The following is a 21,426-nucleotide window of genomic DNA, read 5'->3' on the forward strand; positions in this document are numbered from 1 at the left end:
GATGAGGAAGGTTAGTTTGTGCAATGATGTTGCAAATAAAAGACAATCTGCCAGAACTTGCAACGCTGTTGCATTAAAAGTGCCGGGTAGGGATAAATTGTGGTTATTATTTATAATTATTCTATTTAAAATCTTTTACTTTGCGGCGCTGCTATTTTCCCTCCGCTCATGACCAACCCTCCAACCATCCGAACCGATTTGCCGGAGCCGCCTTCGGAAATCATCAATGAAGTAGACGTCGAATGGCTTTACAAGCAGCACGGGCCGTTTTTGTTACGCATTTGCTTTTCGTTTTGTAAGGATGAAAGCCTGGCTGCGGATATGGTCCAGGAGATTTTTTGCGCGATCTGGGATCGCAGGATGACGCTCTCCGTAACCGGGCCCTGGGAAAACTACCTCTATCGCTGCGCCAAATTCCAGTTTTATAACCACCAGCGGAGCCTCACGCGGTTCAGGTCGGTGCAGGACGACGTGGCCGCCCGCGCCGAGCCTTGGGACGACAGCACCCGCCAGTACATTGAATACGCCGATCTGAAACAGAATGTCAACGAGCTGGTGGAACAGCTGCCCGACCAATGCCGCAAAGTTTACCGAATGAGCCGCCAGCAGGGGCTTAATGCCGCGGAGATTTCAAAAGAGCTGCTGCTTTCCGAAAAAACCGTCAAAAACCACCTCACCCGCGCGCTGGGCTTTCTCCGGCGTAACCTCGAAGGACTTTTTGCGCTGGCACTCCTCGCCGGATAATTTTTTTTCACCGGCATTGGGACCAAATGCAGTCCCGGGTTACTCATAGGTAAACCAACCCGAAAATGGACGAGGATTTACTGGATAAATATTTCGCCGGACAATGCACGCCCGAAGAAGCCAGCCAGGTAGAGCGCTGGCTCGATCGGCCCGCGCCGAACGAAAAACGGTTGCTGCGGCAGTCGTGGCGGGGCATTCATGCGCATATCCGCGCCGGAGCGATACGGCCGTTCGGACCGTGGACGAGCTACCTGGCCGCCGCGTCGGTGCTGCTATTAATGGTCGCCGGGGTGGTTTGGACAAGCATTCCACGGCATTTGGAACTCCGGAACACTTCCCGCACTTACGACGCATTCGACGCGCGCGGATTGCAGCTCCGGCTCCCGCCGCAGGCCACGGCGCGGGTGGACCTCGGCATGGTTTCCCACAGCGCCGATCTGGTGTTTTGCGGCGACGTCCGCATCCACAATGCATCCGGCAACGATGTGCGGATGAAGCTGAACCTGCAATGCGCCGAGGGCGATCCGGCCAACCATTCCACCGTGCTGACAGTCCGGAAAGACCGCCGATATGTGGCCTTCCGGTACCATTTCAAGTCGGACGAGGTCGTAGTGGTGGAGGAAGACCGGCTGTTCGACCTGCCGCTGCCCTTGCAGCAAAAGGCGCTTAAAGCATTGAAAATCTGATGAATATCATTTGTAAACGAGTTTTAATATTAAAAACCCTTGCGGTAACCATGCTGCTGTCATGCGAGCCGAAAAAAGCCAGCACAGCCGATGAGGCACGCTACATCATTGCCATAAGCCAGCCTTCAAAGAGCTATTACCCATTTCATGTCGTGGGCGATCTGGAAGCGGGGCAGGCCGAGATCAGCAATGCAAAGCAGATCGCGGATATGCCCAACAGCGTGTTCGTTACCGGCAAGGCAGGTTTTGTTTTACTTAATTCCAAAGAAAAGCTGATCAAATATTCGGTGGGCGGGGACAATGCGCTCATTCCGGAAGGAAATGTGCCCAACACCGGACTTCTGGGTGGGCCGATCTCCGCCTTTCTGGACGAAAGCCGCCTTTTGGTAAGTACCGCGCCCCGGCAGGTAAGTGACAGCCTTTTTGCTTACCAAATCGTCGATACCCAAAACATGACCGTCGAGCGGAGCGGGCAAATCCGGTTGCAGGTAAGCCCCGGCAGCATGGCCTCGCCGAGCATGTACATCGTGCGCGAAGGAAAAGTGCTGGTGCCGTACATCCACGCCGACGACCAAAACCACGCTTTTCCGAAAGCCAGCGTGGCGGTTTTCAATGCGGAAGACATGCGCCTGGAAAAGACGATCTCGACCGAAAAAACGGCCTGCCTCGGTTACAGCGTCGTATCCTCGCACGCCATTACGGAAAACGGAGATTTGTACCTTATATCGTCCAACAGCAATTACTGGGGAGCCAACGAGTCGCTGCCGTCGGGTATTGTGCGGATAAAAAGCGGTCAGACCGACTTCGACGAGACCTATTTTCTCAACCTCACAGCCCGGCTGAACGGCAACCACTCGGGCGGGATGATTTTCGCGGGAGGCAACAAGGTGATCGTGCAAGTATTTGAAAGCAAGCTCGTTAAATCTTACGGCGACTATCAGCAGGGCTTTGTGATCAGCTATTACGAGGCGGATTTGCAAACACAGGCGCTCAGGAAGCTCGATCTTCCGCTGAGCAAATACCCGCGGCGGGCATTGGAACGGCTGAAAAACGGGAAGGTGGCCATCGCCGTGAATGCCGAAAACGGGGAAAACGCATTCTACATCTACGACGGGCAAACGGGCGGGGTCAAAAAAGGCCTTGTGTACCGCGATGCCGAATACCTCAGCGGTGTGGCCGCATTCTGAACCAGCAGCTCATGACAAGTTCCGATATCGATTTATTGAAAGAAAAAACGTCCCGCCGCCGGGGCAAATCGCTGCTGCGGCGGGTGAATGAATGGCTGCATCTGTGGCTGGGGCTGGCGTCGGGGATCATCGTTTTCGTGGTATGCCTCACGGGCGCCATCTGGGTTTTTAATGAAGAAATCACCTGGCTGCTCGAACCGGCCATCCGCGCGGAAACCCGCGATGAACCAGTGCTGAAACCATCACAGATTCTGGCCATCGCCGACAGCGCATTCCCCGGAAAGCAGGCTTCCTATGCGTACCATCAGCAGGGTACAGCCATTCGCGTGGGAGTGGGGGAGCACATGCTGTTCCTCGATCCCTATACCGGCCGCGTGCAGGGTATGGACAGCCACGAAAAGGGCGAAACCGGCTTTTTTGAATGGCTTTTGCTCGGGCACCGCTATTTGTGGCTGCCACAGGAAATCGGGCGTCCGGTGGTGAATTACGGGACGCTGGTGTTTGTGGTGCTGCTGGTGACGGGGCTTATCTGGTGGTATCCCGCCAAATGGACTAAAGGTGCCAGAAAGAGAAGTTTCAATATCAAATGGAAAGCAGGCTGGAAGCGCCTCAATGTGGACCTGCATAATGTGCTGGGCTTTTACACCTTCCTCGTGCTGCTGGTGCTGGCCGTTACAGGAGTGGTTTTTGGCCTCGCGTGGTTCGGAAAAGGCTTGTACCGGCTCACCTCGGGCGGCCAGGAAGAGCCCGAATGGAAGCGCGTGACGTCGGATACCACACAGCACGGGAAATTTTACACCTATAATGAGGCCCTCGACCAGGTGTGGGCAGGAATGATCGCAAAGTATCCTTCCAAAGGCGGTTTTTATTACTCGTTCCCCGATTCCACGCAGGCGCATTCGACCATCAGCATGCGTACGTACCCCGCCGCGGGGCGTTTTTACGACGTTACCCGCCACACCTACGACCGGCACACGCTCCGCCGGCTGAAATTTTACGAGGTTTTTGATAAAAGTTTCGAAGCATCGTCGGCCGCCGCTAAAATACGGCGGATGAATTACGATATGCACATCGGCACCATTCTCGGATTGCCGGGCAAAATACTGGCATTCATCGCCTCGCTCATCGGTGCGTCGCTGCCCGTGACCGGCTTCCTCGTGTGGTGGAACCGGCGGGGATTCGGGAAAAAAATAGGGAGGTATGGAGCCGCTGCGATCGTTTTCTCGTTGTGCTGCGGCGGCCAGGCATCTGCCCAGCAGAAACGCGGCGATGCGGCCGCGGACACCAGCGCACGTGACCTGCGCGAGCTCACCGTTACCGGCAAAACAGAGGCCACCCAGGTGAAGGAGCTCGTGTTCGCGGTGGATGTGCTGGACCTGAAAGCAATGGCGGGGCGTAACCTGGAAATCAACCGGTTGCTGGATGCCATGCCGGGTGTGAGGGTGCGCGAAACGGGCGGAATGGGATCGGAATTCAGCTATGCCATTCATGGCTTGTCGGGCAAATCGGTCCGGTTTTTCGTGGACGGTGTGCCTATGGAGGCTTACGGGACCGGTTACAGCATTCAGAACTTCCCCGTCAATTCCCTCGAACGGATCGAGGTGTACAAAGGCGTCACGCCGATAGAGCTTAGCGGGGATGCCTTGGGTGGGTCGGTTAATCTCGTAACCCGCAAGGATTTGGGCAATTACCTGGATGTCTCATACAGCATCGGTTCGTTTCAAACCCACAAAGCGGAACTGTCGGGCAAATGGCGCCAGCAGAATGGCCTCACGCTGCAACTGGGCAGCTCCTACCGTTTTTCCGAAAATAATTACAAAGTATGGGGCCCGACGGTGGAAGTGGCCGACGAGTTCGGTAAGCCGGTTGCGGGGAGAAAATACCGGCGCTTCAACGACGATTTCAGGGCATTCAACATCAAGGCGGAGGTGGGCATTACCGGCAAGCCGTGGGCCGATGCCCTCATGCTGGGGCTGATCGGCTCGGATATGGACAAGGGCGTGCAAACAGGCCGCACGATGGCGTTCGTGTACGGCGGGGTGCGGTACGACGAGAAGCTGCTCGCGCCATCCATCCGCTATTCGAAAAAGAATGCGAACGGCCTCTCGGTGGACATTTATGGCGTGCTCAACCGCATGCAGGCGCAAACTACCGACACCAGCTCGCGGAAATACAACTGGGCACAGGCCGTGATAGGCCAGGTGGCCGGCGAACTGAATGGCATCCGGGCACAAAAATCGGCCTACCGGTTCAGGGACCGCAATGCGATGGTGATCGCCAATGCCTCTTACGCGCTTGGTGCGCACCATAAAATCGCGGCCAGCTACTCATTGAACAGCACACGCCGTACCGGCAACGACCCGCTCGCCACCGCCGAATGGACGATCCCGTTCCGGGAGCCGCAGGAATTGAGCAAATATGCGGCGGCGCTGTCGTACCAGACCGTGTTTTGGGACGACAAACTAACCAATGTGCTTTTTGTCAAAAACTTCGGCTACTCGGCCCGTACCAATGTGTACAACTACAACGGCGGCCAGCAAAAGGAGCTCATTCCTTACCTGTCGGAAAGCAGTCAATGGGGTGCGGGTGTAGGCTCAAAATACCAGGTGAATGCGGGGACGCTGGTGAAGCTCTCGTTTGAAAGCACCTCACGGATGCCTGACGGCGTGGAGCTTTTGGGTAACGGAAACACGATCCTGAATGCGCCCGGGCTGAAACCGGAGCGAAGCAGCAACGTCAACACGGGCATCTCGCAATCGTTCCGGAACGGGGATACCAGGTGGGGCTACGAACTCGGGCTTTTCTACCGGAACACCCGCGACCTGATCTGGCTCGGCGAGGGCGATCTTTACGGGACGGCCCGTTACGAGAATATCGACAAGCTGCGTAGCGCGGGCGCCGATCTCGCTGTTCGTTACGCGCGCCGGAAGTGGCTGGAAATCAATGCGGCCGTTACTTATCAGGATGTGCGGAACCGGCAGCGGTATACGGCTTCGGGAGCTAAAAACATTGTTTACAACGACCGGATGAAGAACCTGCCGTCGCTCATGGCCAACGGCGAGGTGCGGTTCCGGTATGCTTCCGCATTCGGCGGCAGCGGCGACCTGAGTTTCTACGTGGGCACCGACTACGTGCAAGGTTTTTTCCTCAGTTGGCCCAGCCTCGGCGACCGCTCCACCAAAAAACGCATTCCCACCCAATTCCTCCAAAATACGGGCATTACGTACAGTCTGATGCAAAACAGCCTGAACGTGAGCCTCGAATGCCGCAACCTGTTTGATCGCCAGGTGTACGACAACTACCTGCTTCAAAAGCCGGGGAGATTTATCAGCTTGAATATCAGATACTTTTTATTTAATCCATAATTCAATACAATGAAAACAACGCTAAGCAAATTGCGGCTCCTCATGGGCGTCGCCGGCCTGGGCCTTGCCTCTATGGGCCTGTTATCCTGCAACGATGACGACGAACCCGTAAAAGTGGCACCGGCCGCACAGCATTTCACCATTTCGGCCTGGGCGCAGGGCGACGACCAGTACATTGCCTCCGTTCCTTCGCTGCATGAGGGCAGCCTGTCGTTTATCGGAAAGGGCATTGAAGCGCAGGGATCGCGGTATTTGTGGCACAAGCAATATGTGTATCAGATGAATTTGCCCGAAAAGAAATTCATCCAGTATGAAATGAAAGCCGATGGCTCGATCGCCGAAAAATCTTACATCCTCACGGACGGCGTGGTGCCTAATTACTTCCAGTCGCTCAATGTGATCGACGACAATACCCTGCTCGTGCTGGGTGCGTTGGACGATAATAAAGGCCAGGCCGGCTGGGCGCGGATCAGCGTGAACGACTTCAAGGTGCTCGACAAAGGCACATTCGCCGTTCCCTACGATGCCGCAAAACCCGACGTGGCCTTTTACCTCGGCCGCGGGTTTGCCGATAATGGCAAATTCATCCTCGGCGGATATTTCTACGACGCGGCCACGCGGGCCTATGTGGTGGATGGCGTGAAAGCGCTCGTGTACGACTTCCCGACGATGGGGAACATGAAAGTGATCAGCACCAATGTCACCAACGGCAGCGTGGGCTACGACTACCTGCATTCGGTGGATAAGGACGAGGAAGGCAACCACTATTTTGTGGTGAGCGCCGGGAAATACTGGATGGGCAACGGCGGCAAGTCCGGTGTGGTAAGGATCAAAAAAGGCACAGCCGAATTTGACAAAGACTACTTTCTGGACGTGACCACTCCGGCCGGTGAGGAGGCATGTCTGATGGGCCTCAACTACGTGGGCAACGGCATCGCCTTCGGAACGGTGCAGTACGAAAGCAAAATGACTTCCGTGAGGGACCGCTACAAGGACATTGCGCAGGTGGTAAAGCTCAATCTGAACACCAAAGCAGTGACCGTGATGAACAGCCCGCTTAGTCCGGTAGGTATGGTGCGCTCACCCCTGGTTTACAATGGCAAGTACTACACAGGCATCAGTCCGGTGGATAAGGAGGCATTCATCTATGAATTCGATCCGGCGGGTAATGCCGATAGTTTCAAAAAAGGCATTTCGCTCGACGGCGGCGGTTACATTCAGGTGCAGCTCATTGCCCCGCACCCGACCAGGTAACGACCTTTCTGACATAACCGCCCGCAAAAAAGATGCGCGCGGCCACAGGCAGGGAATCCGGAAGCATTGCGTTTCCGGATTCCCTTTTTTTTGGAATGATTAAAAGGAAGAAGCGGCAACGGCCGCCTTACGCCCGGCGGATTGGAACATCACCCAGCTGCCCGATACCAATGCCAGCCCCGCAGCGGCGAGCGCTTCGGGCATGTAGCCTACGTAGAACCCGCAGATTGCGCTGATGCCCAGGATTGCGAGGCACATTTCGTTGGCGATAATGCCTGATGTGAAAATGACAATGCCTTTGCGGCTGAGCGGGTTGTCGGGAAGGACGTGGTGCTGGTAAAACCACCCTACCAGAAACAGCGAAATGATCCCGAGCAGCACCAGGTGCAGGTATGCGATCACTACCGGCCGCAGCCCGAATGCCAATGTGGCCACGGCGGGAATGGACGACGCGGTTTGGAGAACCAGCTTAATGCTCGCGGCGAGTATCACCGCGCCCAGCAACGCGCGCATTGCAGGGGAAAGCCCGGCAGTGATGTTTTTTCCCGATCGCCATAAGCCGGTCAGAAACAAAATCCATCCCCCCAACTGTACGAAGGCAAACAGCATCGTGAATGCATGCAGATAGTCGGGAAACGGCAGCCAATTGATCGAAAGCAGGTATGCGGGCACCACGCAGGCCGTCATTAGCCCGAAAACCGTCCCTGAACCCGGCAGGACGATATTTCTGCCGGCGAGCCAGTAGTGGAACAGCCCCATGCAAGCGAGGAAAAACCAGCCGTTGTATTGAAAATGCAGGTAAAAATAGACGGACGAAAGCCGCCATTCGATATCGCCGGGCCGTGCTGCCATTGTATAAGCGAGTACAAAAGTGCCCAATGCCGAAAACATGCCGCACAACATCGCGAAATGCAGGTATTTCCACCAAACCTGCTGTCGCTGCGCGCCGGTTACGTCCTTCCTGCATAATGCATAAAAAATAAAGCTGGCGAGGATGGATAGGGTGGAAAAAAAGATGGAAACGGCCGCATAACCCTGGATCATAAAGCTCACGAGCATGCCGTACGAGCAGAACAGGTTGAATGCGAGCAGCCGGCCGTACCGGGCCGGCAACGCTTGGCCAAATCCCCTGCCGGTAACCGCCTGCGCAATGCAAAGGAACAATGCCTGCGAAATCCACCCCGAAAATGCAAAGTGCGAATGCGCGTGAAGCGTAAATCCCTGATCGAGCCCGGGAATGGTGACGAGGATATTGAGCCGCATCAACAGCCCGAGGCAGGCAACGATCGTCAGATTGAGCAGGCATATTTTCGCCCAGACGCCGCCCTGGATACCCGTGAAGAGCCTGTTCATGATCCTGTTTTGTTTGGTCCGCAACAGCCGTTTTCCGAAGGTGAGGGGAGGAAAACCTTCCCTTTAACAATATTTACCCTGCCCTGATTTTCCAATGCCTTCGTAGCGCGGATCACCGTTTCGACGCGCATGCCGGTGAGGTTGGCGATCTGCTGCCTCGTTAAAAGCAGCTTGTTGCACACGCCGCATACCTTATTACTGTGCTCGTGCAGGTATTGGTAGAGCCGCTCCACCATTCTTTCCGGTGAATGCCCGGCCATTTCGCGCAGCAGGAAGAGTTTGAACCGCATACGCTGGGCCAGCAGCTTGTTGAATGCAAGACTGATCTCCGGATGCTCGCCCAGCATTGACGAAAATGCCGCCGAACCGAGCCGGAGGATCAAACAATCGGTGACCGCCACGGCTGTGCACGCGTAGCCCTGCTGATCAAACAGCGGAAGTTCGCCGAAGCATTCCCCGGCGGAAACGAGCTCCTGAAGAATTTCCCTGCCGTCGTCGTTGAAGTTGGACCACGCCACTTTTCCGTCCACCAGCTGATGGTAATACAGCCCGGTTTCCCCTTCGAGAAAGATCACCTCGCCGGCCGAGGCCTTCTTATATATAGCTCCATGCCGGATCAGCAAATCGATGTGGATCATCATGACGGTCCTGGTTTTTAGCCCAAACCTAGCGACACCGCCGCTAGCGATCACTGACGAAGACTATGCTGAAATCTGACATAAATCAGTATTTGTAATGAGCTGTTTTTGAGTTGATTATGCCTTTTATTGGCATAATTGTCCACGTTTTTGCCACATAAGGAGCGCTTCGTCCGGCTTTATGCGTGTACGCATAAAACAGCGCGAGCACGGGGCATACATTTGCCACAGACAGTTACAAAACGACCCCGGAAACTGTCTGAAACCGCCATTTTTCAACCAAACACCAGGAACATGAAAAAGACCCTAATGCTGATAGTCGCGGGAGTGATATTATATGCATGCGGCCAAAAGACCGGGCAAACCGGTGACAATGCAGAAACCCCTCAAAAGCCCGCCGTGACCGAGTACGACCCGCAGCGCGGAGAAGGCAAGTTTACCAACGTCGAGATTTCCGAACGGCTGGATGCTCAAATGGCTGCCAGCGGGAAGCAGATCTTCGACCTGAAATGTTCGAGCTGCCACAAACTCACCGATGAAAAGCTGGTAGGTCCCGGCTGGCAAGGCGTGAGTACCAAACATAAGCCCGAGTGGATCATGAACTTCATCACCAATCCCGATGCAATGATCGACAAAGACCCGCAATTGCAAGCCCAGCTCGAACTCTGTCTGGTAAGAATGCCCAATCAGAACCTGTCGGACGACGACGCCCGGCATATTCTCGAATTCATGCGCCAGAATGACGGCGTGCAGTAAACGCTTCCTTGTTTTTCAATAATCCCAATTTGTATGAAAACCATCCAGTATATCATAGGAGCGGCCTCGGTGGCCGTGGCACTGAGCGCCGCCCAGTCCTGTAAGCCCAAAAGTGCCGACACGGCGATCAGCGGTGACGCTGCTGCGAAAACCTACGTTGCGCCGGGCAAGTACGACGAGTTCTACAACTTCGTTTCCGGCGGTTTCAGCGGGCAGCTCTCCGTATATGGCATTCCGTCGGGCAGGCTGCTGCGGGTGATCCCGGTGTTTTCGATGGACCCCGAGAAAGGCTGGGGGTTCAGCGAGGAAACGAAGCCGATGCTCAATACCTCGCACGGAAATGTCCCCTGGGACGATCTGCACCACGTGCAGCTTTCGAAAACGAACGGGGAGAATGACGGCCGCTGGGTATTCGTGAACGGCAACAACACGCCCCGCCTGGCGCGGATCGACCTGAAAACGTTCCGCACCGCCGAAATCCTCGAACTGCCCAACAGCGGCGGTAACCACTCCTCGCCATTTATCACCGAAAACACGGAATATGTGGTGGCCGGAACGCGTTTCAGCGTGCCGATGGACGAGGTCGACGGCGACGTGCCTATTAATACTTATAAAAAGAATTTCAGGGGCACGCTCAGCTTTGTGAGTGTAAACCAGCAGGATGGCAACATGGACATCGCCTTCCAGATCGAGACGCCCGGTGTGAACTTCGACCTCAGCCGGTCGGGCAAGGGGCCGTCGCACGGATGGTTTTTCTTCTCGTGCTACAACACCGAGCAGGCCAATACGCTGCTGGAAGTGAATGCCTCGAAAAACGACAAGGACTTCATTATGGCCGTGAACTGGAAAAAGGCCGAAGAATACCTGAAAGCCGGAAAAGGCAGGAAAGTGAAGGTGAAATATGCGCATAATAAATACAGCGAAGAAAGCCATACCTCTACCTCCGAAATCAAAAACGAAGTGGTGGTGCTCAGTTCCAAAGAGTTGAAAGACCTGTGCTACTTCATTCCATGTCCCAAATCCCCGCACGGCATCGACATCGACCCGACGGGCGAGTACATGGTGAGCAGCGGCAAACTGGCCGCGCTGATCCCGGTATTCTCATTTTCCAAAATGATCAAGGCGATCGAAAGCAAATCCTTCGAGGGTGATTACAATGGTATTCCTGTGATCAAATATGAAGCGGCGCTGTATGGCGAGGTGCAAAAGCCGGGACTTGGGCCGCTGCATACCGAATTCGACGGGCGTGGTAATGCGATTACTACGATGTTCGTATCCTCCGAAATCGTGAAATGGAACATCAAGGACCTGAAAGTGATCGACCGTCAGCCGACATTCTATTCGCCCGGCCACCTGATGATCCCCGGCGGCGACTCGAAAAAGCCGGACGGTAAATATGTGATTTCCTACAACAAAATCACCAAAGACCGCTTCCTGCCAACCGGGCCGGAACTCGCCCAGAGCGCTCAGCTTTTCGACATTTCGGGTGATAAAATGCAGCTGATACTCGACTTCCCGACCATCGGCGAGCCGCATTATGCACAGGCGATCAGGGCCGAAAAGGTGAAGGACCAATCGTTGAAAACGTTCAAGCTGGAAGCCAACAAGCACCCTTATGCATCCAGAGGCGAAGGAGAAACGAAGATCGTTCGTGACAAAAACAAGGTGCACGTGTACATGACCGCCATACGCTCGCACCTCACGCCCGACAACATCGAAGGCGTGAAGATGGGCGACGAGGTGTACTTCCACGTCACCAATCTGGAACAGGACTGGGATGTGCCGCACGGCTTCGCTGTGAAAGGCGCCAGCAACGGCGAGCTGCTGGTAATGCCCGGCGAAACGCAGACGCTCAAATGGGTGCCGGACCGTGTGGGTATTTTCCCGATCTACTGCACCGACTTTTGCAGCGCATTGCACCAGGAAATGTCCGGCTACGTTCGCGTGTCTCCGGCGTCGAGCAAAGTTGCATTGGTAGGAAATACGGGCACTAACCTGCCTGCGGAATAGAACAGCTTTCCCATGAAAAAGTCTCAAATGCTGGCGGTGCACCGGATATTGCTGATCGTTTCGGGCGTTGCATTGCTGCTGGTCAATTACTTCCCGATATGGCGCATCGAACTCGATGCGCCCCAGTATCCCGAGGGCCTGGAACTGCTCATTTACAGCGACAAGCTGGCAGGTAACGTGGATATTATCAACGGTTTAAACCATTATATTGGCATGAAGACCCTGCATACCGAAGATTTCGCCGAATTCTCCGTGCTGCCCTCGCTCATCATCTTTTTCGCCCTGCTTTTTGTGGGTGCGGCGGTATGGGGCAAACGCGCCGGCGGTTACACGGCACTTGCTTTGTTTGCGCTGTTCGGCATTGCGGCCATGGTGGATTTCTGGAAATGGGAATACGATTACGGGCACAACCTGAGCCCGGATGCGGCGATCATCGTTCCGGGAATGTCGTACCAGCCGCCGCTGATCGGCTTCAGGCAACTGCTGAACTTCGGCGCGTACAGCATGCCCGCTGCCGGCGGGTGGATATTCATCTTCACCGGTGTGGTAGTGGCTGCCTGCATGGTGCGGGAATGGCTCGCCGCCCGGGATGCAAAGCGGGTGCTCGCCGGGGGCAGGCTGGCGGTGATGCTGCTGATCCTGCCGGCAGGTGCGCAATCGTGCGGACCGTCGGGAGCACAGCCCATCCAGCGCGGAACCGACGCCTGCGCGCATTGCAAAATGACGATCAGCGACCTGCGGTTTGGCTGTGAAATGATCTCAAAAAAAGGCCGGGCCTTCAAGTTCGACGATGTTAAATGCCTCGTATCGTTCGTCAGCGAAGGTGATTTTGCCAAAGCCGATGCCAAAGCCTTTTACCTGGCCGATTTCAAAACGGAAACGCTTTTCCCCGCCACAGAAATGTCGCTGATGCAAAGCGAGCAGCTCAGAAGCCCGATGGGCGGCAATTGTGCGGCCTTCAAAGATGCCGCGGCGCTTGTGGAAGCCCAAAAGCAATTCACCGGAACGGTGGTCGTGTGGGAAGAGCTGATCCGATAATCCAGCATGTTATGATAAATCACAGATTAACACGTGTGCTGATGTTCCTGCTGCTCTGGCAGTATGCATTGACGGACGTCGAAGCCAAAACTATTCGCGTTGGCCGGCATTATGATGTGAAAAGCATTAAACGGGCCGTCGCGATAGCGGGCGAGGGGGATACGGTTCTGGTGTATGGAGGCCTGTACCGGGAAGGTAATATATTGATTACTAAACCGCTGGTGCTGAAAGGCATCGGCGGGCCGGTGCTGGACGGCATGAAAAAGTTCGAAATCGTTTCCATCAAATCGCCCTATGTGGTGGTGGACGGCTTTCATGTGAAGGCTTCGGGGCAGTCGTCGATGCAGGACATTGCCGGGATCAAGGTTTACAACACACATCACGTAACAGTGAGAAACAATGTGCTGGAAGACAATTTCTTCGGCATTTATTTACAACAATCGAAGCACTGCGTGATCGAAAACAACCGCCTCACCGCATTCGGCAAAGCCGAGCATTTGATCGGTAACGGCATCCACAGCTGGAAAAGCGACAGTCTGGTGATCAACGGCAACCGGGTGCAGGGCCACCGCGATGGCGTTTACCTCGAATTTACGACCCATTCGGAGGTGAAAAACAATGTGAGTCATGCCAATCTCCGCTATGGATTGCACTTCATGTTTGCCCATAACAATACCTACACCTTCAACACTTTCAGCAGCAACGGTGCCGGGGTGGCGGTGATGTACACCCATCATGTGCACATGAAAAACAATGTTTTCAAAGACAACTGGGGCGATTCCGCTTACGGCATCCTGCTGAAAGAAATCGCCGACAGCGACATTGAGAACAATAGCTTTTTGGGAAACACCACGGGGATCTTTATGGAAGGCGCATCGCGTATCCGCATTAGCGGCAATGCATTCAGGGCCAATGGCTGGGCATTGAAAATCCAGGCCAGCTGCATGGACAACCGCGTGGAGGGCAACAATTTCATGGGTAATACCTTCGATGTAGCCACCAACAGCTCGCTGGTACTGAACACGTTCGACCGTAATTATTGGGACAAATATGAAGGTTACGACCTGGACAAAGACGGGGTAGGAGATGTGCCCTACCGCCCGGTGAGCCTGTATTCGATGATCGTCGAGCGCTTCCCGGCCGCCATGATCCTCTTCCGGAGTTTTATGGTGAGCCTGCTGGACCGCACCGAAAAGATGATCCCCGGCATGACACCCGAACAGCTGAAAGACACCCTTCCGGCGATGAAACCAGTGATTTTATGATAGCCGTACAAAACATATCCAAGCAGTTTGGCAAATTCAAAGTGCTCAACCACGTCTCCTTCGAATGCCGGCGCGGCGAATGCATTGCCCTCATCGGCCCGAATGGCAGCGGCAAAACGACGGTGATCAAATCCATGCTCGGGATGGTGATCCCCGACAGCGGCACCATCACTTTCGAAGGCCATGACATTGCACACGACTGGCGCTACCGCAACCGGATCGGCTACATGCCCCAGATAGGCCGCTATCCCGAAAACATGAGCATCGGGCAGGTGCTCGATATGATGCAGGACATCAGAAAGGTGCCCGAAAACCGCATCGATCACGATTTGTTCGAGGCATTTAAGATCAAATCGCTGCTTCACAAACGCATGGGGACGCTATCGGGCGGGACGCGGCAGAAGGTGAGCGCCTGCCTGGCCTTCATGTTCGGCGCGCAGGCATTGATCCTCGACGAACCCTCCGCCGGCCTCGACCCGCTATCGTCCGAAATACTGCGCGAGAAGATCCTCGCCGAGAAAGCGAAAAACAAGCTGGTGATCATCACCTCGCACATTTTGAGCGAACTCGACGAGCTGGTTACCGAAGCGATTTATATGCAGGACGGAAGCCTGCGGTTTCATAAAACCATGGATGAGCTGCAAAGCCAGACGGGCGAAAGCAAACTAGCCCGCGCCATCGCCGCGGCCATTCGCCAGTGCGACCGGGATGCGGCCGGTGTGGACGAAGGCCATTTTAAAACAGGCAGGTTATGAAAAAAATGATCAAATATATCATTGCCGACATTCTGCGCAGCCGGATCATGATCGCCTACACGATCGTGCTGCTCGCGATTTCGTTTTCGGTGTTCGCCATTGAGGACAATCCCGCGAAGGGAATACTCAGCCTGCTGAACATCATTCTGTTCATTGTGCCGCTGGTCAGCATTATTTTCTCAACCATTTACATTTATAACAGCAGCGAATTCATGGAGCTGCTCGTAAGTCAGCCGTTACCGCGCAAAACCATCTGGCTCAGTATGTTTGCCGGGCTGGCGATTTCGCTCAGCCTGTCCTTTGCGGTAGGGGCGGGCATGGCCATTCTAATTTATGCCGGATCGGCCACCGGGCTCATCATGATCGCTGCGGGGATATTGCTGTCGGTCATTTTTGTGGCCATTTCGCTGCAGGCCTCGGTCAAAATCCGGGATAAGGCCAGGGGCATCGGCGTGGCCATGATCCTCTGGCTGTATTTCGCAATGCTGTTCGACACGCTCGTGCTGTTCCTGCTGTTCCAATTTTCGGACTACCCGATTGAAAAGGGCATGGTGGCGCTCACCGCGCTCAACCCGGTGGACCTTAGCCGCGTGCTTATCCTGCTGCGCATTGATGTTTCGGCGATGATGGGTTATACCGGCGCCGTTTTCAGGCAGTTTTTCGGGAGCGAAAGCGGTATGCTCATTGCCCTGGCCGTCATGCTCGTTTGGATTGCCGTTCCGCTGGTTTTGTCCACCCACCGCTTCAAAAACAAGGATTTGTAATTCATCTCACTTTTTAAAACAATCATCTCATGGAAACCATACCGACTATAAATGTTACCACTATTGAACCGCGATTCAAACACGCCACGATTTTTCAGCATTTCGATGCGCTGCTGCCCGGCGGTTCATTCATCATCTTTAACGACCACGACCCGAAACCGCTGTACTACCAGCTGCTGGGCGAGCGCGGCGATATTTTTACCTGGAAATATTTGCAGGAAGGTCCGGAATACTGGCAGGTGAAAATCTCGAAAAAGGGCGCCGAAGCGGATAATGAGACTGTGGGGCAGCTGGCCTCGCAGGACATCCGCAAGGCCGACGCATTCCGCAAGCTCGGCATCGATTTCTGCTGTGGCGGAAAGCGGAAACTCAAAGACGCCCTGCGCGAAGCAGGCGTGACGCAGGAGCAATATGAGGAAACCCTCGCCGCCGCAGCCACGCTGCCCGTTTCGCAGCAGCCGTTGAACTTCGCTGCCTGGCAGCCCGGCTTTCTGATCGACTATATAATGAATGTGCATCACCAATATGTGCGCGACACCGGGCCGGTGATCGGAGGCCTTGCCGTGAAAGTGGCCAGCCGCCACGGCGACAAGCACCCCGAGTTGTTTGCACTCTCAGAGCAGGTGCAGCTGCTGCTTTCTGATCTGTACAATCATCTGGAAAAAGAAGAGGGCATTGTATTCCCTGCTATCAAACAATTCGCCCAGGCCAGCGACAAGGCGCAAATGCAGGACACCCCGGACCTGAATGTGGTGATCGGGCTGATGGAAGCCGAGCACGCCTCCGCTGGCGACGACCTGAAAAGGCTCAGAAAGATCAGCAACGAATACCAGCTGCCCCAGGGTGCCTGCAATTCGTACACCTATTTGTTCGAAAAGCTGAAAGAGTTTGAAAACGACCTTTTCAACCATATTCACCTGGAAAACAACATCCTGTTCCCAAAAGCATTGAAAATCAGCCGCCAGCTGGCCGGTGAGGCAGCGTAGCACTTTCGATCATAACATGATGGACTATCCACACAACAAGCAGGAGGGCCGGCCGCAATGGCTGGCTTCCATTGCGGCCGACAATATCCACGAAATCGACGTGCGACCGGTCATCAGCAGCGGCACCGATCCGCTGAAAATGATCATGGAAAAATTCAGGTCGCTGCACGATGGCGAGGTGCTTTGCATTGTCAACTCTTTCACGCCTTATCCGCTGATCAACCTGCTGGCGAACCAATCGCTCGCCTACACCGAAGATGCCCGCGCGGGCGAGATCCACACGTGGTTTTTGAAGCGCCCGCAAGCCCGGTCTGCTGCATCGCCGCCTGCCGGCCCGGGTGTACGCATGGATAGCGCCGAAACGTTTGCCGCTGCGGTGTCGGTCTTTTCGGAAGAGCAAATCAGGCGCATTGATGTCCGCGCATTAGCCGCGCCCGGTCCCATGCAGGCGATCCTGCGCGAGCTCGCATCGCTGCCGGCCGGGCAAGCGCTGTATGTGTATCACAAGAAAGTGCCGGTGTATTTGTTGGAGGAAATACAGGACCAGCATTATGCGGTCCACATCCTCGATCACGATCATGGCGACGTGCGGGTGCTGATTCATGCTAATGATCGTCCGGATGAGTGAAATAAATGTAAGCAAAGCGCCCCCGCTACGGGTAGTAGTGCCCTTCTATGCTACGGGCGCATTGTTCTTCCTGGTGCTGGCCGTGCTGATGTTCCTCTCGGCGAATGACCTCACGGGCCATTATTTCAGTCCGCACCTGCTGGCCATTGTGCACACGGCTGTTCTCGGCTGGGGCACGATGGTCATTTTCGGGGCGGCGTACGAGCTGCTACCTGTGTTGTGCGAAAACAATCTGTACAGCAATCGCCTGGCCGGCTGCTCGTACGTGTTGCTGCTGATCGGCCTTGCATTGCTGATACCGGCCTTCTGGTCGTTCAGCGCGGGCACGGGTATGATCGCCGGCGGTAGTTTCGTTCTGGCGGCCACGCTGTGTTACGTGCTGAATGTGCTGTTTACCTCCACCATCGACGATTCGCACGGGCTGCATCAGAAATTCCTCGTCACGTCGGCATTGTGGTTATTGGTGACCGTGACGCTCGGGCTCTGCCTGGCGATCAATCTGCGCTATCCGTTTATGACGCGCAACCATCTGGACATCATGAAGTTTCATGCGCATGCCGGCATCGGCGGCTGGTTTTTACAGCTCATAACGGGCGTGAGCATCAAGCTGGTGCCGATGTTCCTGGTAGCTAAAAACGCCAAAACGACCTGGCTGAACGCCGCGTGGATCTTGCAGAACGCCGGGCTCGCCCTTTTTCTGCTCGACGGCCACCTTACCGGCTCCGCCGACCGGGACTTGCTGTACGCGGGCATTACAGCGCTTGGAATTGCCGCCTGGCTTTGGTACATCAACGACGCCCGGCACAACCGGCTCAGGAAGCGGATCGACATTCCCATGAAACTTACATTATCCTCGTTCGTCTTCATAGTAGCAGCGATTTTACTCATTCCGGTAGCCCAAAGCAGCGTGCAGCCGAAATGGGTATTGATGTACGGAACTTTGCTGTTTCTGGGCTGCCTCACATCGCTCATCCTTGGCCAAACGTTCAAAACGCTGCCCTTCATCGTCTGGAACGAGATCAGCAGGCGCAGCAGGGTGATTTCGCTTCCCCGCGATTTGTATTCAGAAACCTTGTTGCGGTGCCAACAGTACCTCTATTATGCAGCCGTGGCGTCCCTGCTGGCCGGGATGCTGCTTGCCAGCACGACGACCGTTTCGATCGCACTCGTGCTGTGGGTGTTGTTAGCATTGATTTATGTCGCTAATGTGTTCAAAATTCTTTTTCATTTAACCAATACCCGACATGCAAACGACGCCTGAAACCGAAGCGGAAATATTGCAAGAAAGGGCTTTTCGCATACTGAAAACCGTTATCGACCCGGAGCTGTATGTCAATATCATCGACCTCGGGCTGGTGTATGAAGTCGTGTTCGCGCCCGGACTGGTGCAGGTGAAAATGACGCTCTCGACGCCGCATTGCCCGCTGGGCGAGGCGATCGTCGGCAGGGTGGACGAAGTGATGTCAGGAGAATTTCCGGACCGGGAAACGGTTGTGACGCTGGTGTGGGAGCCTGCCTGGACGCCGGAAATGATCACCGAGGCAGGCAAGCGGGCCTTGTGAATGTGCTAGCTGCGCGCGCCGGGCAGCCGGTAGGTCCACACGGCCTCGCGCGTATGGTTGACTACGTTTTCGGCCACGCTGCCCAGCATCAGGTGCGTGATGCCGGTGTAGCCGTGCGTGCCCATGGCGATCATCGAATCCGGGATGCGTTTTGAAAATTTGAGCACGCCTTTTTCTTCCGTGGGCGCATGAGTGACATGGGTGGAGTAGTCGGATAGCTGGTGCACTGCGGCATAGCTTTCCAGGATGTCCGTCAATGCTTTGTCCGATTCCTTTTCGTCGGGTGTTTTGACATACAATACATGCAGGCGGGCCCCGAAAAACGCCTGCAATGCCTTGATTTGCCGCATCAGATGCTGCTGTCCGGAATCGGCGGCGGTAGGGATAATGATGTTGCGGATGCTGCTCACCGTGAGCGCTTTATGTACCGTGATTACCGGCACGGGCGCGGTGCGGATCACTTTTTCGGTATTGGAGCCGACGAGCAGTTCGGCGAGGCCGCTGCTGCCTTTGGTGCCCATCACCACCAGGTCAGCCTCGGTTTCATGAATGACCCTGAGTATCGCCTGGTGCAGCAGCCCGCGCTCGACCCGGAAGCCGGGGCGGATGTTTCCCTTCAACTGCTGCCTCACTTTCTCGAACCGGGCTGCCGCTTCGCGCCCCGGATCGGCACGCATGGCTGCCGTATTGTTTCCGTAGCCGTGCGAATCGAGGTTGGCTCCGAATACCGGCGCTACATTCAGCACGTATAAAGCCACTACCTGGCCGCCGCTGGCAGCGGCAATGTCGGCCGCAAAACCAAGCGCGTGCATGGCCAAGGCAGAAAAATCGAAGGGAACGAGGATATTTTTCATCAGCGGGATTCAGGGACGGTAAGCAATGCATGCAAGATACTCATAAAGAAGTAGACGAATGGTGACCTGTGGCCGGTCGGAAACTGACTTTCCTCATATATGCCGGGCATGACAATGGCTATCAGGCATCACTTTTGCCTGAATGGGTCGAAAACCAACGATCATACCATGAAGAGCGAAAAACAGAAAATGCTCGACGGCGAGCTTTACGTAGCCCTGGATCCGGAATTGACCGCCGAACGCACGCGGACAAGGCTTTTGTTGCTGGAATTGAACAATGGCCGGGAAGACGAGCCGGAAAAACGGGCGGCGATATTGCAGCAACTCATTCCCAATGCCGGCAGCAGCCTGTGGCTGCAACCACCATTCTACTGCGACTATGGGTCGAATATCATCGTGGGCGACCAGGTTTTTTTCAATTTCAACTGCGTGGTGCTCGACGTTACATACGTCCGCATCGGAAGCAGGACGCTCTTCGGGCCGAATGTGCAAATCTACACCGCCACGCACCCGGTCGATCCCGTTACGAGGGCATCGGGCGTGGAATTCGCTAAACCGATCACGATCGGTGAGGACGTATGGATTGGGGGTAGTGCGATTATCAACCCCGGCGTGAGCATTGGTGACCGAACGATCATCGGCGCAGGCAGTGTGGTGACAAAAGACATTCCGGCCGATGTTTTCGCGGCCGGTAACCCTTGCCGGGTAATCCGTCAGTTGTCTTGATAATGGTACTGTTGTTCAAATCCCGTGCCTTCATCGAGGGTCACCGGCCAGCCGGCGGTGTTGTAGGTGAACTTCCGTTCCCATAGCACTTCTCCGCGTGAGTCGAGCGAGCGCACGACGTTGTTGGGGCAGGTGAACGGATTGGGCAAGCCGGAGGAATCGAGTTCGCGCAGCGGGTTGGGGTGGTTGTCGTATTCGAAGCGGGTAAGGCCCAGCGTGTCCGTTTCCGAGTTGCGCCTTTCGATGATGTTGCCCTTGCTGTCGAATGTGAGGTAAATATGCCAGGCCGGATGGCCCGATTCGCGGTTTACCTGCACGGTCGCCTTGTTGCCGTCGTAGGAATAAATCGCCGTCATGTATTTGCCGGTAACTTTGCTGATGCGGCCCTGCTTGTCGCGTTCAAACGAATAGTTGTGATATTCGAACGGCAGGTTCGGGTCACATAGTGCGCCGCTCCACGACGACAGCAGGCCGCGGTCGCCATGCCTGGTAAAATTAATCCTGCCATCATCATACCCGAAATCGACGACGGAGTAGGGCGATTCACAACCATTGAACCCCAGCAAACGCGCCACGCGCCCGTTGCCGTATTCCAGCCTTTGATAAAGCTGCCCCTTGGACGTTACCTTAAATAATGCCCCCGCCGGCACTTCGGGATCAACCTTTTTATGACAGGAGAAAAACAAACCAACAAGCAGAAGAGGCAGAAGCAGTTTCATAGCCATCAGATCAGATTTTCAAACATCGAAATAATACTAAGACCAACCGACCGCGTGTTTGGTTGCAGCGGCAGGGTGTAAAGTTGTGTGGAAAATTACTGAATCACAGCACTTCACCGCGGCGCCGGGTTAACGC

The 21,426-nt window shown here is 55.1% G+C and carries 20 protein-coding genes; 16 read left to right on the forward strand and 4 right to left on the reverse strand.

Going from position 1 to position 21,426, the window contains the following annotated elements; translation table 11 throughout:
- The first annotated feature begins 168 nt into the window (after positions 1-168).
- The 5 genes from DFER_RS03395 (at position 169) to DFER_RS03415 (ending at position 7,236) form a co-directional block, all read left to right on the forward strand.
- The gene (locus DFER_RS03395; RefSeq protein ID WP_015810204.1) at positions 169-744 is read left to right on the forward strand and encodes an RNA polymerase sigma factor; all 576 of its coding nucleotides are present in this window, start codon (positions 169-171) and stop codon (positions 742-744) included.
- Between the two features lie 65 nt (positions 745-809).
- Positions 810-1,430, forward strand: a complete 621-nt coding sequence (locus DFER_RS03400; RefSeq protein ID WP_015810205.1) for a hypothetical protein — start codon at positions 810-812, stop codon at positions 1,428-1,430.
- Positions 1,431-1,480: 50 nt separating this feature from the next.
- Positions 1,481-2,617 carry a DUF4374 domain-containing protein gene (locus DFER_RS03405; protein ID WP_015810206.1) on the forward strand — a complete coding sequence of 379 codons (1,137 nt, stop codon included), beginning with the start codon at positions 1,481-1,483 and terminating at the stop codon, positions 2,615-2,617.
- 11 nt (positions 2,618-2,628) lie between these two features.
- A complete protein-coding gene (locus DFER_RS29050) occupies positions 2,629-5,982 on the forward strand; it encodes a PepSY domain-containing protein (RefSeq protein WP_015810207.1) in 3,354 nt (1,117 codons plus the stop codon).
- A gap of 9 nt (positions 5,983-5,991) precedes the next feature.
- A complete protein-coding gene (locus tag DFER_RS03415) occupies positions 5,992-7,236 on the forward strand; it encodes a DUF4374 domain-containing protein (protein WP_015810208.1) in 1,245 nt (414 codons plus the stop codon).
- A gap of 99 nt (positions 7,237-7,335) precedes the next feature.
- On the opposite strand, the gene DFER_RS03420 is transcribed toward DFER_RS03415, so the two are convergent.
- Both DFER_RS03420 and DFER_RS03425 read right to left on the reverse strand, forming a co-directional pair.
- The gene (locus tag DFER_RS03420; RefSeq protein WP_015810209.1) at positions 7,336-8,589 is read right to left on the reverse strand and encodes a hypothetical protein; all 1,254 of its coding nucleotides are present in this window, start codon (positions 8,587-8,589) and stop codon (positions 7,336-7,338) included.
- Complete coding sequence (locus DFER_RS03425) at positions 8,586-9,230, reverse strand: Crp/Fnr family transcriptional regulator (protein WP_015810210.1); 645 nt, start codon at positions 9,228-9,230, stop codon at positions 8,586-8,588. The genes DFER_RS03420 and DFER_RS03425 overlap by 4 nt, the downstream gene beginning before the upstream one ends.
- A 291-nt stretch (positions 9,231-9,521) precedes the next feature.
- Between DFER_RS03425 and DFER_RS03430 the strand changes: the two genes are divergently transcribed.
- The 10 genes from DFER_RS03430 to DFER_RS03475 are packed head-to-tail and all read left to right on the forward strand — an operon-like array spanning position 9,522 to position 18,991.
- Positions 9,522-9,983 carry a c-type cytochrome gene (locus DFER_RS03430; RefSeq protein ID WP_015810211.1) on the forward strand — a complete coding sequence of 154 codons (462 nt, stop codon included), beginning with the start codon at positions 9,522-9,524 and terminating at the stop codon, positions 9,981-9,983.
- Positions 9,984-10,016: 33 nt separating this feature from the next.
- A complete protein-coding gene (nosZ, locus tag DFER_RS03435) occupies positions 10,017-11,993 on the forward strand; it encodes a Sec-dependent nitrous-oxide reductase (RefSeq protein WP_015810212.1) in 1,977 nt (658 codons plus the stop codon).
- A 12-nt stretch (positions 11,994-12,005) separates the two neighbouring features.
- Positions 12,006-13,031, forward strand: coding sequence for a nitrous oxide reductase accessory protein NosL (locus tag DFER_RS03440; protein ID WP_015810213.1), 1,026 nt, complete (start codon positions 12,006-12,008; stop codon positions 13,029-13,031).
- An 11-nt stretch (positions 13,032-13,042) separates the two neighbouring features.
- Positions 13,043-14,296 carry a nitrous oxide reductase family maturation protein NosD gene (locus tag DFER_RS03445; protein ID WP_015810214.1) on the forward strand — a complete coding sequence of 418 codons (1,254 nt, stop codon included), beginning with the start codon at positions 13,043-13,045 and terminating at the stop codon, positions 14,294-14,296.
- On the forward strand, positions 14,293-15,051 hold the full coding sequence (locus DFER_RS03450) for an ABC transporter ATP-binding protein (protein ID WP_015810215.1): 759 nt from the start codon (positions 14,293-14,295) through the stop codon (positions 15,049-15,051). Before DFER_RS03445 ends, DFER_RS03450 begins: the two co-directional genes overlap by 4 nt.
- The gene (locus tag DFER_RS03455) at positions 15,048-15,815 is read left to right on the forward strand and encodes an ABC transporter permease (RefSeq protein ID WP_015810216.1); all 768 of its coding nucleotides are present in this window, start codon (positions 15,048-15,050) and stop codon (positions 15,813-15,815) included. Before DFER_RS03450 ends, DFER_RS03455 begins: the two co-directional genes overlap by 4 nt.
- Before the next feature lie 29 nt (positions 15,816-15,844).
- Positions 15,845-16,801, forward strand: coding sequence for an iron-sulfur cluster repair di-iron protein (ric, locus tag DFER_RS03460; protein WP_015810217.1), 957 nt, complete (start codon positions 15,845-15,847; stop codon positions 16,799-16,801).
- A 16-nt stretch (positions 16,802-16,817) separates the two neighbouring features.
- On the forward strand, positions 16,818-17,429 hold the full coding sequence (locus DFER_RS03465; protein WP_015810218.1) for a DUF2249 domain-containing protein: 612 nt from the start codon (positions 16,818-16,820) through the stop codon (positions 17,427-17,429).
- A complete protein-coding gene (locus DFER_RS03470) occupies positions 17,422-18,690 on the forward strand; it encodes a hypothetical protein (RefSeq protein ID WP_143828642.1) in 1,269 nt (422 codons plus the stop codon). Before DFER_RS03465 ends, DFER_RS03470 begins: the two co-directional genes overlap by 8 nt.
- Positions 18,674-18,991 (forward strand): metal-sulfur cluster assembly factor, encoded by a 318-nt coding sequence (locus tag DFER_RS03475; RefSeq protein ID WP_015810220.1) that lies wholly within the window; start codon positions 18,674-18,676, stop codon positions 18,989-18,991. The genes DFER_RS03470 and DFER_RS03475 overlap by 17 nt, the downstream gene beginning before the upstream one ends.
- A gap of 5 nt (positions 18,992-18,996) precedes the next feature.
- Here the strand turns inward: DFER_RS03475 and DFER_RS03480 are convergent, their stop codons facing one another.
- Complete coding sequence (locus DFER_RS03480) at positions 18,997-19,845, reverse strand: universal stress protein (protein WP_015810221.1); 849 nt, start codon at positions 19,843-19,845, stop codon at positions 18,997-18,999.
- 168 nt (positions 19,846-20,013) lie between these two features.
- On the opposite strand from DFER_RS03480, the gene DFER_RS03485 reads away from it, so the two are divergent.
- On the forward strand, positions 20,014-20,571 hold the full coding sequence (locus DFER_RS03485) for a sugar O-acetyltransferase (protein WP_015810222.1): 558 nt from the start codon (positions 20,014-20,016) through the stop codon (positions 20,569-20,571).
- On the opposite strand, the gene DFER_RS03490 is transcribed toward DFER_RS03485, so the two are convergent.
- Positions 20,559-21,290 (reverse strand): hypothetical protein, encoded by a 732-nt coding sequence (locus DFER_RS03490; protein ID WP_041734705.1) that lies wholly within the window; start codon positions 21,288-21,290, stop codon positions 20,559-20,561. The genes DFER_RS03485 and DFER_RS03490 overlap by 13 nt on opposite strands.
- Between the last annotated feature and the right edge of the window lie 136 nt (positions 21,291-21,426).

This window comes from Dyadobacter fermentans DSM 18053 (genome assembly GCF_000023125.1).
GTDB classification, from domain to species: domain Bacteria; phylum Bacteroidota; class Bacteroidia; order Cytophagales; family Spirosomataceae; genus Dyadobacter; species Dyadobacter fermentans.

Bases quoted from the DNA above. Each gene is read 5' to 3' on its own strand.
- DFER_RS03395 (WP_015810204.1), top strand. From the start codon at position 169: ATGACCAACCCTCCAACCATCCGAACCGATTTGCCGGAGCCGCCTTCG.
- DFER_RS03400 (WP_015810205.1), top strand. From the start codon at position 810: ATGGACGAGGATTTACTGGATAAATATTTCGCCGGACAATGCACGCCC.
- DFER_RS03405 (WP_015810206.1), top strand. From the start codon at position 1,481: ATGCTGCTGTCATGCGAGCCGAAAAAAGCCAGCACAGCCGATGAGGCA.
- DFER_RS29050 (WP_015810207.1), top strand. From the start codon at position 2,629: ATGACAAGTTCCGATATCGATTTATTGAAAGAAAAAACGTCCCGCCGC.
- DFER_RS03415 (WP_015810208.1), top strand. From the start codon at position 5,992: ATGAAAACAACGCTAAGCAAATTGCGGCTCCTCATGGGCGTCGCCGGC.
- DFER_RS03420 (WP_015810209.1), bottom strand. From the start codon at position 8,589: ATGAACAGGCTCTTCACGGGTATCCAGGGCGGCGTCTGGGCGAAAATA.
- DFER_RS03425 (WP_015810210.1), bottom strand. From the start codon at position 9,230: ATGATGATCCACATCGATTTGCTGATCCGGCATGGAGCTATATATAAG.
- DFER_RS03430 (WP_015810211.1), top strand. From the start codon at position 9,522: ATGAAAAAGACCCTAATGCTGATAGTCGCGGGAGTGATATTATATGCA.
- nosZ (WP_015810212.1), top strand. From the start codon at position 10,017: ATGAAAACCATCCAGTATATCATAGGAGCGGCCTCGGTGGCCGTGGCA.
- DFER_RS03440 (WP_015810213.1), top strand. From the start codon at position 12,006: ATGAAAAAGTCTCAAATGCTGGCGGTGCACCGGATATTGCTGATCGTT.
- DFER_RS03445 (WP_015810214.1), top strand. From the start codon at position 13,043: ATGATAAATCACAGATTAACACGTGTGCTGATGTTCCTGCTGCTCTGG.
- DFER_RS03450 (WP_015810215.1), top strand. From the start codon at position 14,293: ATGATAGCCGTACAAAACATATCCAAGCAGTTTGGCAAATTCAAAGTG.
- DFER_RS03455 (WP_015810216.1), top strand. From the start codon at position 15,048: ATGAAAAAAATGATCAAATATATCATTGCCGACATTCTGCGCAGCCGG.
- ric (WP_015810217.1), top strand. From the start codon at position 15,845: ATGGAAACCATACCGACTATAAATGTTACCACTATTGAACCGCGATTC.
- DFER_RS03465 (WP_015810218.1), top strand. From the start codon at position 16,818: ATGATGGACTATCCACACAACAAGCAGGAGGGCCGGCCGCAATGGCTG.
- DFER_RS03470 (WP_143828642.1), top strand. From the start codon at position 17,422: ATGAGTGAAATAAATGTAAGCAAAGCGCCCCCGCTACGGGTAGTAGTG.
- DFER_RS03475 (WP_015810220.1), top strand. From the start codon at position 18,674: ATGCAAACGACGCCTGAAACCGAAGCGGAAATATTGCAAGAAAGGGCT.
- DFER_RS03480 (WP_015810221.1), bottom strand. From the start codon at position 19,845: ATGAAAAATATCCTCGTTCCCTTCGATTTTTCTGCCTTGGCCATGCAC.
- DFER_RS03485 (WP_015810222.1), top strand. From the start codon at position 20,014: ATGAAGAGCGAAAAACAGAAAATGCTCGACGGCGAGCTTTACGTAGCC.
- DFER_RS03490 (WP_041734705.1), bottom strand. From the start codon at position 21,290: ATGAAACTGCTTCTGCCTCTTCTGCTTGTTGGTTTGTTTTTCTCCTGT.